Genomic DNA, 14,035 nt, shown 5'->3' on the forward strand with positions numbered 1-14,035 from the left:
CAGATTGGGGCTTTTAAACTCTTTTTGGGTAGCACCTAAATCATTCTTTTGGTAGAGGACTGAGCCAGTAATAAATTTAGGAAAATTGAAGCATTAGGCTCAGCAAAGTTGTTTGACTTTAGGTTACTCGTTTCGCAATTGTTTTACTAGAAAAGATCGAGGAGTTAAGGAGAAACTTAAGTTTTTGAAGTTAACCAGATCCGGGAAACATCCTTACTGTGCTTTTTTCAAGCTGCAAGAAAGTCTCAGCACCATTAGTGGCTAACTCCCTTAAGATCGAGAAATTTTCCTTATCTCCTATATCTTCTGTAAAGTTCAGATTTGACATTTTCATAGATATAACCCAGTATAGATGTCTTGTGAATTTGCATTGAGGTAGGGCTTGTTACAGTCAATTCCTAGTTGAGAAAACTGCTGCAAGATGGATGCAACCCGACTTTCTGGAGAGTCCTTCCCTTTTTGCCAAGCGTCTAGCAAACCGTTAGCAACAATTTGACAGCGATTCATCCCAAAGCTTTCTGTGGCAGCAAATTTGCGATCGGGTTCTTCTGCTAAAGCAAGTCCCGGTGCCAGTAACTTTGCGAATAAGGGAACTTGCTGGTAAAAATGCGAGTGGTTTTCTGCATAAACGGTTTCAACAATTTGCCGGACTATTTCATAGTTATTGCGATCGAAGTAAAGAACCGCCGCATCGTAGCGTCCGTAGCTAGATGGGTTGTATAAAGCCTTAAAAGTGAAGGGAATTCCTACTTTGTTCAACTGTCGCGCGATCGCACTCACGATCGCGATCGCACCTTCAGGACTCAAATTAAAGTAAATTCGCACTGTACGAACGTTTAAATTGCTGCTATTTTCCGAACCGGCATTACCCACCGCCACATAAAATCCGTTTTGAATTAAGTTACGGGGCATTCGGATGGCAACTGAGTCACCGACAGTAGCAGTAACTTGAGTGGGTTGGAGATGGCAAGTGCGATCGATATGCAAAATTAAACTCCCCTTTTTCACGGCTAGACTACCATCGCATTCTTGCTTCAGCACAAACCAACCTGGGTCAAAATAGCCTTCTCCACAATTACTCTCGTGCAAGCGTTTGTAGAATTCCAGATTTACTCCGAGGTAGGTGTTATTTTCCAGATTTTGATAAACTGCCAAGTCAACCGAATTATCATCTGATGCCAGAACAGTTCGCAGGGAAGCGTTGTAATAGATGCCGTAGAGAAAACTCCGCAATTGCAGGTTCAGATACATATTTTGAACATCCGAAGGCATTTGCTTGAAGCGCTCTACTACCTGACGCGAAAATTTTAAAGGTTTATAATCTGGATGGCTAATACAAAATTCAGATTCAATCCGAACGTTGTTCGCGATGTCTTGAAAAGTATCCAGCAGTGGCTCGATCGAATCTGCTGGTAGTTGACTTAGAGGAGGATTCAATAGTTGCATATACAGGACTACCTTCAAAACGCGAACTCATATCGCATCCGATCGAGCTTAACTTATTGCGGTCAATCGGCCGGACTCGATATCGCTTGTTCAAATGATTCTTCAAATTCTTAAAAACTAATTGCTTTTCCGATTAAAAAGCAAGTATTGATGAAATTTTAGAGTCATTGCCAAAGACAATTGAGATCGATCGTTCTGGGCGACAGAGCAAACTTTTAGCAATTTGAAGCATACAGATTCCTGTATTGCCAAACGTTTTTTTGTACTGAAGCGCTGCCAGAATGTATTGAATCAAGGCAAGCCCCGAACATTGCACAACTCGTTTCAAAAAATCAGGACTCTTCTCTACAATTTCTGGAAAATTATCAAAATAAGCCCCAGCAATGGCAGCAAGGGAAGGTTGCAGTTGTGCCAGAGGAATCAGTGCATTAGCTAAAGATGTTTCAAGTTCGATAGCTGGGCTAATAACTAAGCTATTCAGCCAGATTTGTAGGTAGTTGGCAATCAGCATTCCTAAGTCAAATGCCGGGTTTCCCCAACCGCAGCGCTCCCAATCAATCAGTCGGATAATACTATTATTTGATGGCTCCGAGCTTGAGAAAATTTGCTCCCAATCTTTGTGCAGCAGGATGTTGTTTAATTTCAGGTCATTATGAGTCAGACAACAAGGTATCATAGCAGAGATAAGTTCTGCGATCGCTTTTCCTAAACTGTCGTAACGCTGATAGAGAGCGAAGAATTTGAGACTATCAGCAGGAACCAGACCAAAAATTTCAGGTTCAATTCGTTCTAGTCCCCGAATGCTAGCACAAGCTTTGTCAATAGGTAAATTTTCTCGATTCTGACAGAAAAAATCTCGATACTCTTGACTGTTCCAAGTTGCCTTGTGGACGATCGCAAGAGTAGCTCCAATTGACGGAGCAATTTTGCTTTGTATGGGCTGCAATAACTCAGGGTTAAAAACGTTTTCTTGAACGTAAAAATTAGCTAGATCGCTGTAGTTATTCAAATAATTGAAAACAGCGATCGCCCGCTCTGCATCAAACTGAACTATCTCCGAAATTAATAAGCGAATCGAGTTGAGTTTGGGAAAGTTTTGGAAAAATTCATGCAGCAGCCATTCGTTTTTTAACTCGCTAGTCGTTTTCCCTTCAAGATTGCAGCGCTCTTGCTTGACAAGGAGTCGGCGCCCATCTTGGCAAGTTACTAACAGATTAAAATTTTTGGCAAACTTTTGCTCGATCTGGGTTGGCGCTACCTCTTTGTCAGTGCAGAGAGCCTGTCTAACTAAATACTCGAAAACGTTTTGAGAAGTTAATACAAATGGCTGTTTCATAATTCCTCTACCTTTGAATCAACAAGTTTTCTGCTGCATTCAGAAATTAGGACAGGAAAATGTGTCACCGATCCCTCAACTAAACTCGTTAACTTAACAGATACACTACAGTCTGGTGAAGATACGGCTAGAGCATCTATATCGATCGCTGCTATGCTCGGAGCGGCAACCAGATCGAAATGCTTAAATATACTCCTATTAATCACCTCAAAACTATTAATAGGAATGTCCAAGCTATCGTAATTCAGCTCGCTCAGGTAGCTTTCAGAATCTTCAAAAAGTTCTTGACCGGTAGGATACATTTTGTCAACCTTGTTGAAACTTGAGAATGCAGAATTTAGGTCTTCATTAATGAAGATAAACCAAGAAGCTAAGCGCTGCATTCACTGGTTGTGCCAAATCGATCGCACAAATTAGACAAATTGATGGCACAACTAGGTGATTACCATTGCCGAAAAGTGCAAAGCAAGGTTCAGCACGATGCTTTGGCAGTTAGCCAACTCAGAAAATTGACAAATTGTAATGTTTAATACATTTCAACGAGTAGATATAGACCAGTATCAAGAGAGTTCTGTCTGCGTGTTACAGTGTCAATCTCACACCATTTTGATTAGGCAATGTCTACCAGCGATACATCGATCGGCGAGGCGAACGATCGGCTTGCTCCACAGATTCTAGCCGCTCCCGCAAATCCTAAACCCAGTCAACTTCTTTCCCAGCAAGAACTCAGTGTCTTGAACCAGCGTTCTAATCTCAAAGGGTTGGTGCAGCTAGCAGGACACCTAGCCGTAATGGCTACCAGCGGCTACCTTTGGGCGACTTCATGGGGAAACTGGCTGGTTGCTTTCCCGTCTTTGGTGGTGTATGGCTTCAGTTTGGCTTCAATGTTCGCGCCGATGCACGAAGCCGTCCACCGAACAGCATTTGCTTCCAATCGCTTGAACGATATCGTGGCTTGGTTGGCGGGAGTGCTGTCCTTCTATAACGGCACGTTCTACCGCCGCTATCACAAGTGGCACCACCGCTACACGCAGATTCCAGTTGACACTCCCCGGCGTAAACGCGCGGGGATTCTTGGTTCAGTCAGTCGGCTTGCCTGTTGATGTCACCACCAACGAGTAGAGGTCGGTCTGTCCCCAAGCGTTAATTCCGGTGTGCCCCACCGTATTTAGATTGATTCCGGCACGGGCCTTCAATCCCTTCGCCAGGATATTCAAAGCTGCGTTATGGTCGCGATCTAACGCCGTACCACAACTACAAATATGAGTCCTGACTGATAGCGATTTCTGGACGCGATTTCCGCAACTTGAACAATCTTGGGAAGTATACTGAGGAGCGACAGCAACTACTGTTTTGCCGTACACTTTCCCAAGATATTGCAACCATTGCGTAAACTGATCCCAAGCTGCATCGCTAATTGATTTAGCAAGCTTGTGGTTTTTCACCATATTCCTCACCTGAAGGTCTTCGTAGGCTACGAAATCGCTAGATTTCACTACGCTTGGGCGTCGTCTTGGTGGCGAAGTCTTTACGTTGCCTACTGACTTTTAAGTGTTTTCTGCCTAACTTATTAATCGCTTTCTTGCGATTGCCAGAACCTTTCTTTTTCCGAGAAACTCGTTTCTGCAATCGCTTCAAGGATTTTTCACTTTTACGCAAGTGCCGAGGGTTTGCAACTGTTTCAGCGTTGCTATCGGTGTAGAAATAGTTCAATCCCACATCTATCCCCACGGCTTTACCAGTGGGAATAACTTCCTCTGTCCGCTCCACATCTATGCAAAACTGAGCGTAGTAGCCATCGGCACGACGAATTACTCTGACTCGTTTAATCTCGGTAGGCGCATAAAAGTGCAAGTCCCGACTGCCGAGCAATCTAAAAGTTCCAGCCGCCAAACCATCGGTGAAAGTCAGGCATCTTTTATCGGTGGAAAGTTTCCATCCCGATGTCTTATACTCTACAGAACGAGCGTGCTTTTTGAACTGCGGATACCCCTTTTTCCCCGGCTTTTTAGCCTTACAATTTGAGAAGAAACGTTGGATAGCAAAAATGGCACGTTCGGCCGAAGCTTGACGCGCCATTGAGTTAAGTTTACCCGCCCATTCAAACTCTTTCGCCATGATGGCGCATTGTTTGTAGAGATCGACTAACTTAACTCCCTGATTGTCGATCCAATATCTCAGAGCTTTGTTTCGGACAAACTGAGCTGTGCGGATCGTCTCGTCGATGACCCGGTACTGCTGTGACTTGCCTTTTAACTTGAACTCTAGTACAATCATAGAATGATTCTACCACATTTATAGGCAATCGTGGGTATAAATCGACTGATTTGTGAATCTTTACACTCGAATTAAAGCCGTCCTAGAAGGACGGGGCTTTAGACCCTGTTTTTTGGTAACGCTCTTAATTTAAGTCCGGTCGTTGAACTAAGAATCACTGTCCCGATCGGGCGGTGAGTGTCAACTGGTCGCCCAATGCTATCAGTTACAGCGGCAACAACCGCACCCACAGCATCCGCATTCCCGAATCAGGACGCTTCGAGTTGCGACTCGCTGACGGTGCAGCCAATCCTTATCTTCTACCCGCTGCACTGATTGCGATTGGTCTCGACGGCATCGAACACAAGCGCGACCCCGGCCCTCGTTACGATAACAACAACTACACAGACCAACTGCCGCCCGGTAAAGTCAAACCGCTACCGCTCAACTTGCTTGACGCGCTACGCTGCCTGGAAGCTAACTTGATTTTGCCGCAGGCTTTGGGACAGGAACTTGTTAAGTCTTACTTAAAGCTCAAACACCAGGAATGGCACAATTACAGCAGTCGCATCAGCCCTTGGGAACTCGAAAACACGCTGGATTGCTAAGTGGATATCAAACGATTTTAGATTGACGATTTTAGATTTTAGATTGACGCTCGCCCTTACCGTGCGGAACGGACTTCTGATTTTAGATTTACGATTTGAAATTTATGGAGTCACCAAAGACGGGGCTTGTACCAAAAACTGCTACCTCATTCTCTCAGCAAGCAAATCTAAAATCTAAAATGGAGATATAGGAGATAAGGATTTTTTCTGGGTTTTAAGGGAGTTAGCAAATTTTGAATGCTGGGTATTGTGGCTTGAAAAAAGCGCAGTTCGGGCGTTTCCTGGATTTAGTTAACTTCTAATTAAGTTGGCTCTTAACTCCTCGATCTTCTGGCATCGTAACAGCGGTCCAAAAGTAGTTAATGCAGCCATTAATCTATCTTAGGGTTAATTTTTATTGTTTCACGATCGGTCAAGATTGACATCAACTCGGTTTCGAGGGTGTTTCTGTCGCCAACACCAAAACATTTACTAAAAGCAGATTTAGTCAATCTGTAAGGTGTGTTTCGCAACCGGATTTGGGATTGCTTATTAACTCAAATATTACCCCATGTGACAACCTCTACTGCTAGAACAGAGAGCGTTGCTGAGTCTGGGATGAATTGATGGCAAAAACCCAGATTTATCACAAGTCTTGAATATCTAACCATGCTCGCAACAACACAGCAAAAGGAGAAAGATCGTGACAATACTACTGAATGAACCAATTGAAAAGCTGAAGACTCATGTGAAGGGTCGTGTGGTGCTTCCTGACGATCCGAATTATGACGAAGTTCGCCAAATATGGAATGCTCGGATCGATCGCAAACCTGCTGCGATCGTGCAGTGTGCCACATTGGGTGATGTTGCTGGGGCGATCGCATTTGCGCGATCGAACAAACTCGAAATATCAGTCAGAGGCGGTGGACATAACATCGGCGGAACCGCTTTGTGCGATCGCGGCGTGACGATCGATCTTTCAATGATGAAGAATGTCCGCATTGATGCTGACAACAAGCGGGCCTATGTTGAAGCAGGTGCCACATTGGGTGATTTTGATGCTGCGGCACAGGTGCACGGGTTAGCGACTCCCTTGGGAAATGTTTCAGAGAGCGGTGTAGGAGGTCTTACACTGGGTGGCGGTTTCGGTTGGTTGACTCGCAAGTACGGGATGGCGATCGACAATCTAGTTTCTGCAACAATGGTCACAGCCGACGGAGATCGGATTTGCACCAGCGAAACCGAAAATGCCGACCTTTTCTGGGCGATTCGAGGTGGCGGTGGTAACTTTGGTGTCGCCACAGAGTTTGAATTCAAGCTTCATCCTGTAGGGCCGGAAATCTTAGCTGGATTAATCGCTTTTCCGTTTAGCCAAGCCAAACAGATACTCACCCAATACCGGCAATTTGTTGAATCTGCCCCCCAAGAACTCACTGTGTGGGTGTTATTTGCCAAGGCTCCGCCAGTGCCTTTTTTGCCTGAGAATGTGCATGGCAAAGAAGTAGTTCTTTTGCTTGTCGGTTATATCGGCGATATTGCCGAGGGTAAGAAACAGATCGAACTTCTGGGCCGTTTTGGCGATACCTATGGCGAACAAATTGGCGTTCAACCATACGTAGAATGGCAGCAAGCTTTTAACACCATGCTGTCACGCGGTGCCAGGAACTACTGGAAATCTCACAATCTCACAGAGTTACGGGATGAAGTATTTGATGCGATCGTGGAATTCGCCAGCAAGCTACCCGCGCCACAGTCTGGAATCTCCATAGCATCGATTGGCGGGGCATTCAACCGGGTTCCTGCAGATGCTACGGCATATTATCATCGCGATGCCAAGTTTCTGCTGAACGCGGACGGACGCTGGGATAATGCGGCGGATGATGAGATGTGCATTAATTGGGCGCGCGAGTTTTTCCAAGCTGCTGCACCTTATGCTTCTGCTGGTTCCTATGTGAATTTCATGACCGAAGACGAGGGCGATCGCGTTTCAGCGGTTTATGGCGCTAACTACGATCGCTTGGTACAGATCAAGCAGCGCTACGATCCCGATAACATTTTCCATCTCAATCAGAACATCAAACCAACCGTTGCTCCAACAGCGATCGCAGCTTCAACCCGTTCGTAAATCTCTGACAAACAGACGTAACCAGGTGAATTCAATGCGTCAAAAAGTAGCGATCGTTGGAGCAGGTCCAACTGGACTGTTACTTGCCCATTACTTACTGCGTCGCGGCAAGTATCGCGTCGAACTCTACGAACAGCGTCCTGACCCGCGCTCGACAGATGTTTCGCAAGACCGCACATTTCCGATCTCGCTTCAGGAACGAGGCAGAAAAGCACTGCGCCAGATTCCGGGGCTAGAAGAAGCGATCGCTGCCGATAGCGTGTTTTGCACTGGCACGAAACTGCATCCTCCAAAAGGCAAACCTCGCGAGATTCCGCGATCGGTTCCAATTCTAACCATCGATCGCAATCGCCTAGTGTTCGTTCTCTTGCAGCAATTAACGCAAACATACCCTTCCGAGCAACTCACCGTGAAATTTGGCTGTCAGTATGTTGGAGGGGACAGGCAAGCCAAGACCGTGACATTGCAGCCGGAGCAAGGTAAGGCGTTCGCTCTGGAGTACGATCGCTTGGTTGCTGCCGGTGGAGCGCGATCGCAGATTAGAGACGATTTAGCCCGGGATGGAGAATTGCAGTGCGAGCAAAACTATATTCCAGATGCTTATAAGTCGGTGTTTCTCAGTCGCGTCAATCCGGCTCTGGGGGTAGATATAGAAGCTGACAAAATTCATGCAGCAAATCGGGACATTCAGGCGCGAATGGTGATGGTGCCTCAACCGGGCGATCGACTCAATGGCGTAATTGTCTTCGAGCAGGCGCAAAATCCGCTCTCAAGTTTGACGAACAAAGAGAAGGTCTTGAACTTTTTCCAGGAGAACTTTCCTGTGTTTGGACAGTTAATGTCACTGGAGGAGGCAGAAGCGTTCTGGCAGCGTCCGGTGGGGCGAGTATTAACGGTACGGTGCGATCGCTTTCATCAGGGCGACAGTATTTTGCTGGTGGGCGATGCAGCTCATGCAGTATCGCCAGCGATCGGACAAGGGTGCAATGCTTCTTTGGAGGATGTGTTGATTTTTGAGCGATTGTTAGAACAGTACGACGATGATTGGGCGCGAGCATTACCGATTTTTTCAGAACAAAGAGTCCCTGATGCTCGTGCGCTCCGAGAATTGTCAGATTATGCGTTTCCGCGTCAGAAGTGGTTAATTGCTGAGTATTACTTGCGATTGCAGCTCCATCGGGTTCTACATCAATGGTTTCCACAGTTGGTGCAGCCGTTTATCTTCGATTTAGTTATGGATTACGATTTGCCCTACTCTCAAATATTGAGCTTTCATCAAGGCTGGATCGATCGGGTCAAGCGATCGAACTTGAGATAGATGTTATTGACGAGAAAGCTGATAAATTGGTAATCGCTACTTTAAAAGTGCTGTGGCGAGTAAAGAAAGTTACCTTCGGCTAGACGCAGGGTAAACGCATCAAAATCATGGTTCAGAACCTGCTTCATTCTTAAGGAAAATTCGCGCTGAGGATTTGCAGCATGCACTGGTTGTCTAAGCCCGCTATATACGCATTAGGAAAACGCTAGGAACATACACTATGTCTCAAGTACATCACATGGTTCTCCTGAGATTTAAACCAGAAGTGAACGACAGTGCGATCGCTGAGATCCTGCAAAAAGTGGAAGAATTAAAGCAATCAATTCCAGGAATTGATTACTGTTCTAGTGGTGCTTATTCCAGTCCCGAAGGGTTTAATAAAGGCTTCACACACGGCTTTCTCACGACCTTTGCCAACCCAGAAGCGCGAGATCGCTATTTACCCCACCCCGACCACGAAAGCGTTAAAAATGCTTTGTTTGCCATCATTGAAGACGCGGTTGCATTTGATTTTATTGCTGAGTGAAACTGACCTTACGCTATTCTGGGCTGACCGTCAGACGCTGACAGTCCCCCATCTACCGGCTGGTTTACGCCCGTTACGGAGCTGGCATCTTTGCGAGAAACTGCGTACTTGTCAAGCCAATTTCTGTCGGAAATTAGAGTAGGGTTCGGAGTCGTTCACACCTTAAAGGGGTTGGACAAAATGTTAGTTAAACTTGCAGAACACCAATTCGTTCGTGTAGTGATGACAACAGTTCAACCTATTGGGATAAAAATTGGATTAACGGTTCTGCTGTATTTCTCATTAACAAAGCATATCGAGCGATCGCACTATCATGCTACGCCGTTTGAACAAGTAGTTCAAAACTCATTACACAACAGATAGAACAGATAGGATTAGGAGAATCTAATCATGGTCAAACAGCAACCTGTAGACGAACAAGCAAATGGAAAGGCAACCCCTAACCTGACACCCGCCCAGCAGGTTTTGCAAGAACTCTGGGAAGCGCATTTGCAGTCTGAGTTTGTCGCTCACAATACGGAAGATGCCCTCGCCACGATGGTTGAAGATGCTTATGTTAATGACATTCCGGTCATGACTGGAGGAGTCGGGAAACCAGCCGTGCGCGAGTTTTATGCCAAACACTTCATCCCACAGATCCCGCCAGACACCGAGATCATTCCAGTCTCGCGCACGATCGGAACCGATCAACTTGTCGATGAAATGGTGTTTAAGTTCACGCATACCCTCCAGATGGACTGGATGCTCCCCGGTATTGCTCCGACTGGAAAACGGGTTGAAGTGCCACTGGTTGCGATTATCCGGTTCCGCGATCGCAAAGTAGCCCATGAACACATCTACTGGGATCAGGCGAGTATTTTGGTTCAAATCGGCTTGCTTGATGCTGAGAAACTGCCCATTGTGGGCGTTGATAGTGCGCGTAAGTTGCTCGATCTTGCCAAAACCTTGGAGGTTTAAGCACCAATGTTGGTCATAAGGTTCAATATTTTGGTTCAAATCTCCGAGGTTTGCGTAAGTCCTGATTGAGTTCCTCGCAATGCGGAAACCGATCGTTGTCTCCGTTGGCTGCGTACTTAGCCAATGTCGGAAGAACGGTGATTGCTGTCCGAACCAGCCAGGAAGATATACCGAAAAGCACAGTCACAATTACTCGGAAAAATGATCGTAGCAAAGTTTTTGCAGCAGAGAAGCGAAGCGGAGTAACGCTCCAAATTGTGTCTGTTTATAGAGTGTTCGTAGACAAACCATGAAAAGGCTCATTCTTCGGCTGGTCATCTGCATTTTAGTTCTAACGATACTCGCAGGCAATCGTTTCGAGAATACAGTCAGTGCTGCCTCAATCTGCACAGTTAAGACCCACTCGGTTCCCGTTGGCAATGGTACTTTGCTCTATAACCAGGTGGGGACTGGACGAACGATTCTCTTGCTGCATGGTTTGTTTGCTGACAAAGAGCAGTGGGATAGCATGATGTGCGAGTTAGCTGGAGCAGGCTATAAAGCGATCGCACCCGATTTACCAGGCTATGGGAACAGCAAGGGATTCACGGTCAAAGATTATGCTCTGGAGAATCAGGTCACACTGCTGCATCAGTTTGTCGAACAGTTAAAGATTCAATCCCTGGATATTGCTGGTAGCTCAATGGGAGGTGCGATCGCAGCCCTCTATGCTCAGCGCTATCCCAACCAAGTTCGCAGCCTCGCCTTTATCGGTTCACCGCTAGGCATAACGAATTGGGCAACTAGCGTCAGGAAATCGATTATTGAGGGCATCAATCCCTTTATTCCGATCGCCAAAGAGCAGTTCGATCTAGAAATCAGTCTGCTTTTCGTGACGCCTCCTACAATTCCGGATCGGGTCAAAACCGAGAAAGTGAACGATTATGTGAATCGTCATCGAAATTATCAGCAGACCTGGGACATTGTGAATCTTTACGATGATGTGCTTTGTCAGTCACCTCACAGTCGGGTTCCGACCCTGGCAATTTGGGGTCAGGAAGACAAAATCTATGATATTCGGGATGTCGATCGTTTACATCGCTGTCTTCCGAGGAGTCAAATTATTCAATTACCGAAAGCAGGACATTTGCTGTCGATCGAAAATGCTCAGGAAGCAGCATCGAATTATCTAGGTTTTCTGAAAACAATCAAAAATTCTCCTTAGTGATGTAGAAAACTTTTTGCAGTCTCAAGTCGCTTCTCGATCAACTACCGCCACGTCTTGAGCGAACGAGTTTATTCAGGAGACAGTAGCAGATTTGACAACAGGAACAGCGCAGTAAATTCAAAGGAAGAAAATCATGTTTCAAACAGTAGAAACGCCACAGATCTCGCAAAGCAAGAAAATCAGGTCTCAAACAGTAGAAACGCCACAGATCTCGCAAATTGAGGTGCTGGCAAGCGGTCTGGATAGTCCGCGCAAGCTGAGCTTTGGCCCTGATGGATCGCTTTATGTTGCCGAAGCAGGACGGGGGGGAACAGGTGCCAGCATTCCGTCTCCCAGTCAACCGGACGCATCTTTGTTCTATGGCGCAACGGGTGCAATTACTCGAATTCAAAACGGTGTTGCACAACGAGTCGTCACCGGACTGCCATCGCTGGCATTACCCGATGGATCGGATGCTTCAGGTGTCAGCGATATTGAGTTTGATGCCTATGGAAACGCCTATGCGATCGTGGGTCTTGCCAGCAATCCAGCCAATCGAGATGAGGTGCTGCAAGTTCCTGATTTTAGCCACTTAATTGCGATCGATAACTTTGACGGCGGTGCTTCCTGGACAAGACTGAGGGATTTTGGCGCTTACGAACAAAACAACAACCCCGACGGGCAAGATGTCATTACCAACCTCTATGATTTGCTGATAGAAGACAATACCGCATACGTCATTGATGCAGGTGCCAATGATTTGCTCTCTCAACGAGCCTTTGGCGGCGAAGTGACTCTAGAAACAGTCTTTGCAACTCGTACCGCGATCGATCCGCTGACGGGTGAAACAGTGGTGCGACAGCCTGTACCTACCTCGGTCGCCGTTGGCCCCGATGGCGCTCTCTATGTCGGCCAATTGACTGGGTTTCCGTTTCAATCGGAAATAGCACGAGTTTATCGCATCAATGCTGAAGGTCAACCGGAAGTCTATGCAGATGGTTTTACGCATATCATCGATCTAGCCTTTGACAATTCTGGCGGTCTGTATGTCCTGGAATATGATGCGGATGGACTCTTGAATGGAAGTGACGCAGGTGCCCTGATTTATGTGTCTCCCGATGGTAAAACTCGCACCGCGATCGCAGGTGATGAGCTAATTAATCCGACAGGTTTAGAAATCGGTGCTGACGGTGACATTTACATTTCCAACAAAGGCTTTATCGCAGGACAAGGAGAGGTACTGCGGTTGAGTTTAGAGAAGGATACAAGCTTCGATCCCGACCCGATTTATAACCAGGTGAAGCACTACACAACTACAATTGCCGCAGATGGCGATCCAGCCGATGTGTATTATCCAGTGCTGCCAAATTCAACCCCGGATCAACTGCCGATCGCGCTGATGCTGCAAGGTGCTTTAGTCGATAAAGCAGACTATTCCAACTATGCAGAAGCAGTCGCCAGCTATGGATTTGTCGTCGTTGTTCCGAATAACCAGCGAACGCTCGCAGCACCCAACGGTCAAACGGTTACGGGTCTACTTTCCGAGCAAGGGCAAGTAAATGATGTACTCGATTGGATGAAAGTAGAAGATGCCGATCCGACTTCACCAATTTTTGAAATTGCCGATACCGAAACGCTGGGACTCCTGGGGCACTCGTTTGGCGGCTCCGTCGGATTAGGCGCAACACAGGACGAGGTTTGCATACCCGGAATTTGCTCGGAAGACTACACAATTCCTCCAGAGTTGCAGGCAGGTATTTTCTACGGCACTAGCTTTCGGAATCAGCAAACAGGAGAATTTTTGCCTATCGATAACGAAGGAATCGCAGTCGGGCTGATTCAGGGCAGTTTGGATGGCGTGGCTTTACCGCTCAACAGTCAAACAACGTATGATTACATTCTCAACCCACCCAAAGTCTCAGTTACCGTAGAAGGTGCGAACCACTATGGGATCACCAACGAAGACAACCCCGATCGAGAGCCAAACAGACCCACCTTAGACCAGGCTACAGCAACTGAGACGATCGGACGCTGGAGTGGATTATTTTTACGATCGCATCTTCTCCACGATCGAGGCGCATTTAATTATATCTACAGCACTGGCGACAATCTCGATCCGAATGTGAATGCGATCGGTCAAATTCCAGTGGATTGATTCATTCCGGATCGATCGGCTCGTTGATGAAATGGTGTTTTATATCAAGTCCGGTGTGCGATTCGTTTAACCTAGCGCGACCTGAAATGGTTGTTTAGTATGGGAAGCCCACTTCCTTAGCGGATTCACACCCGCTACTCCCA

11 protein-coding genes and 1 pseudogene are annotated in these 14,035 nt (G+C 46.5%); 8 read left to right on the plus strand and 4 right to left on the minus strand.

Features of this window, described 5'->3' with window-relative positions:
• Positions 1 to 330 precede the first annotated feature (330 nt).
• From QT974_RS05695 to QT974_RS05705, 3 genes are all read right to left on the minus strand, one after another.
• Positions 331 to 1,446, minus strand: a complete 1,116-nt coding sequence (locus QT974_RS05695; protein ID WP_333467553.1) for a T3SS effector HopA1 family protein — start codon at positions 1,444 to 1,446, stop codon at positions 331 to 333.
• Between the two features lie 133 nt (positions 1,447 to 1,579).
• A complete protein-coding gene (locus QT974_RS05700; protein WP_333467554.1) occupies positions 1,580 to 2,782 on the minus strand; it encodes an aminoglycoside phosphotransferase family protein in 1,203 nt (400 codons plus the stop codon).
• Positions 2,779 to 3,165, minus strand: a complete 387-nt coding sequence (locus QT974_RS05705; protein WP_333467555.1) for a hypothetical protein — start codon at positions 3,163 to 3,165, stop codon at positions 2,779 to 2,781. Before QT974_RS05705 ends, QT974_RS05700 begins: the two co-directional genes overlap by 4 nt.
• A gap of 234 nt (positions 3,166 to 3,399) precedes the next feature.
• Here QT974_RS05705 and QT974_RS05710 point away from each other — a divergent pair, with 234 nt between their 5' ends.
• Positions 3,400 to 3,885, plus strand: a complete 486-nt coding sequence (locus QT974_RS05710; RefSeq protein ID WP_333467556.1) for a fatty acid desaturase — start codon at positions 3,400 to 3,402, stop codon at positions 3,883 to 3,885.
• Here QT974_RS05710 and QT974_RS05715 read toward each other — a convergent pair.
• Positions 3,866 to 5,059 (minus strand): annotated as a pseudogene (locus QT974_RS05715) (RNA-guided endonuclease InsQ/TnpB family protein). The gene QT974_RS05710 and the pseudogene QT974_RS05715 overlap by 20 nt on opposite strands.
• Positions 5,060 to 5,232: 173 nt before the next feature.
• Between QT974_RS05715 and QT974_RS05720 the strand changes: the two are divergent.
• From QT974_RS05720 to QT974_RS05750, 7 genes are all read left to right on the plus strand, one after another.
• Positions 5,233 to 5,646 (plus strand): hypothetical protein, encoded by a 414-nt coding sequence (locus QT974_RS05720; protein WP_333467557.1) that lies wholly within the window; start codon positions 5,233 to 5,235, stop codon positions 5,644 to 5,646.
• 682 nt (positions 5,647 to 6,328) lie between these two features.
• Entirely contained in the window at positions 6,329 to 7,750 is a 1,422-nt protein-coding gene (locus QT974_RS05725; protein ID WP_333467558.1) for an FAD-binding oxidoreductase, read from the plus strand.
• A 34-nt stretch (positions 7,751 to 7,784) separates the two neighbouring features.
• Entirely contained in the window at positions 7,785 to 9,068 is a 1,284-nt protein-coding gene (locus QT974_RS05730) for an FAD-dependent oxidoreductase (protein ID WP_333467559.1), read from the plus strand.
• A gap of 220 nt (positions 9,069 to 9,288) precedes the next feature.
• Positions 9,289 to 9,594 (plus strand): Dabb family protein, encoded by a 306-nt coding sequence (locus tag QT974_RS05735; protein WP_333467560.1) that lies wholly within the window; start codon positions 9,289 to 9,291, stop codon positions 9,592 to 9,594.
• A 390-nt stretch (positions 9,595 to 9,984) separates the two neighbouring features.
• Complete coding sequence (locus QT974_RS05740; protein ID WP_333467561.1) at positions 9,985 to 10,551, plus strand: nuclear transport factor 2 family protein; 567 nt, start codon at positions 9,985 to 9,987, stop codon at positions 10,549 to 10,551.
• A 427-nt stretch (positions 10,552 to 10,978) separates the two neighbouring features.
• Positions 10,979 to 11,755, plus strand: coding sequence for an alpha/beta fold hydrolase (locus tag QT974_RS05745; protein ID WP_333467562.1), 777 nt, complete (start codon positions 10,979 to 10,981; stop codon positions 11,753 to 11,755).
• 136 nt (positions 11,756 to 11,891) lie between these two features.
• Entirely contained in the window at positions 11,892 to 13,892 is a 2,001-nt protein-coding gene (locus tag QT974_RS05750) for a ScyD/ScyE family protein (RefSeq protein ID WP_333467563.1), read from the plus strand.
• The last annotated feature ends 143 nt before the right edge of the window (positions 13,893 to 14,035 follow it).

The sequence above is a fragment of the Microcoleus sp. BM001215392 genome (genome assembly GCF_036700185.1).
Lineage (GTDB): Bacteria > Cyanobacteriota > Cyanobacteriia > Cyanobacteriales > Microcoleaceae > Microcoleus.

What these genes read in the sequence shown, in the direction of transcription:
- QT974_RS05740 (WP_333467561.1), top strand. Translation starts at nt 9,985, where the DNA reads ATGGTCAAACAGCAACCTGTAGACGAACAAGCAAATGGAAAGGCAACC.
- QT974_RS05735 (WP_333467560.1), top strand. Translation starts at nt 9,289, where the DNA reads ATGTCTCAAGTACATCACATGGTTCTCCTGAGATTTAAACCAGAAGTG.
- QT974_RS05695 (WP_333467553.1), bottom strand. Translation starts at nt 1,446, where the DNA reads ATGCAACTATTGAATCCTCCTCTAAGTCAACTACCAGCAGATTCGATC.
- QT974_RS05700 (WP_333467554.1), bottom strand. Translation starts at nt 2,782, where the DNA reads ATGAAACAGCCATTTGTATTAACTTCTCAAAACGTTTTCGAGTATTTA.
- QT974_RS05710 (WP_333467556.1), top strand. Translation starts at nt 3,400, where the DNA reads ATGTCTACCAGCGATACATCGATCGGCGAGGCGAACGATCGGCTTGCT.
- QT974_RS05705 (WP_333467555.1), bottom strand. Translation starts at nt 3,165, where the DNA reads ATGCAGCGCTTAGCTTCTTGGTTTATCTTCATTAATGAAGACCTAAAT.
- QT974_RS05730 (WP_333467559.1), top strand. Translation starts at nt 7,785, where the DNA reads ATGCGTCAAAAAGTAGCGATCGTTGGAGCAGGTCCAACTGGACTGTTA.
- QT974_RS05750 (WP_333467563.1), top strand. Translation starts at nt 11,892, where the DNA reads ATGTTTCAAACAGTAGAAACGCCACAGATCTCGCAAAGCAAGAAAATC.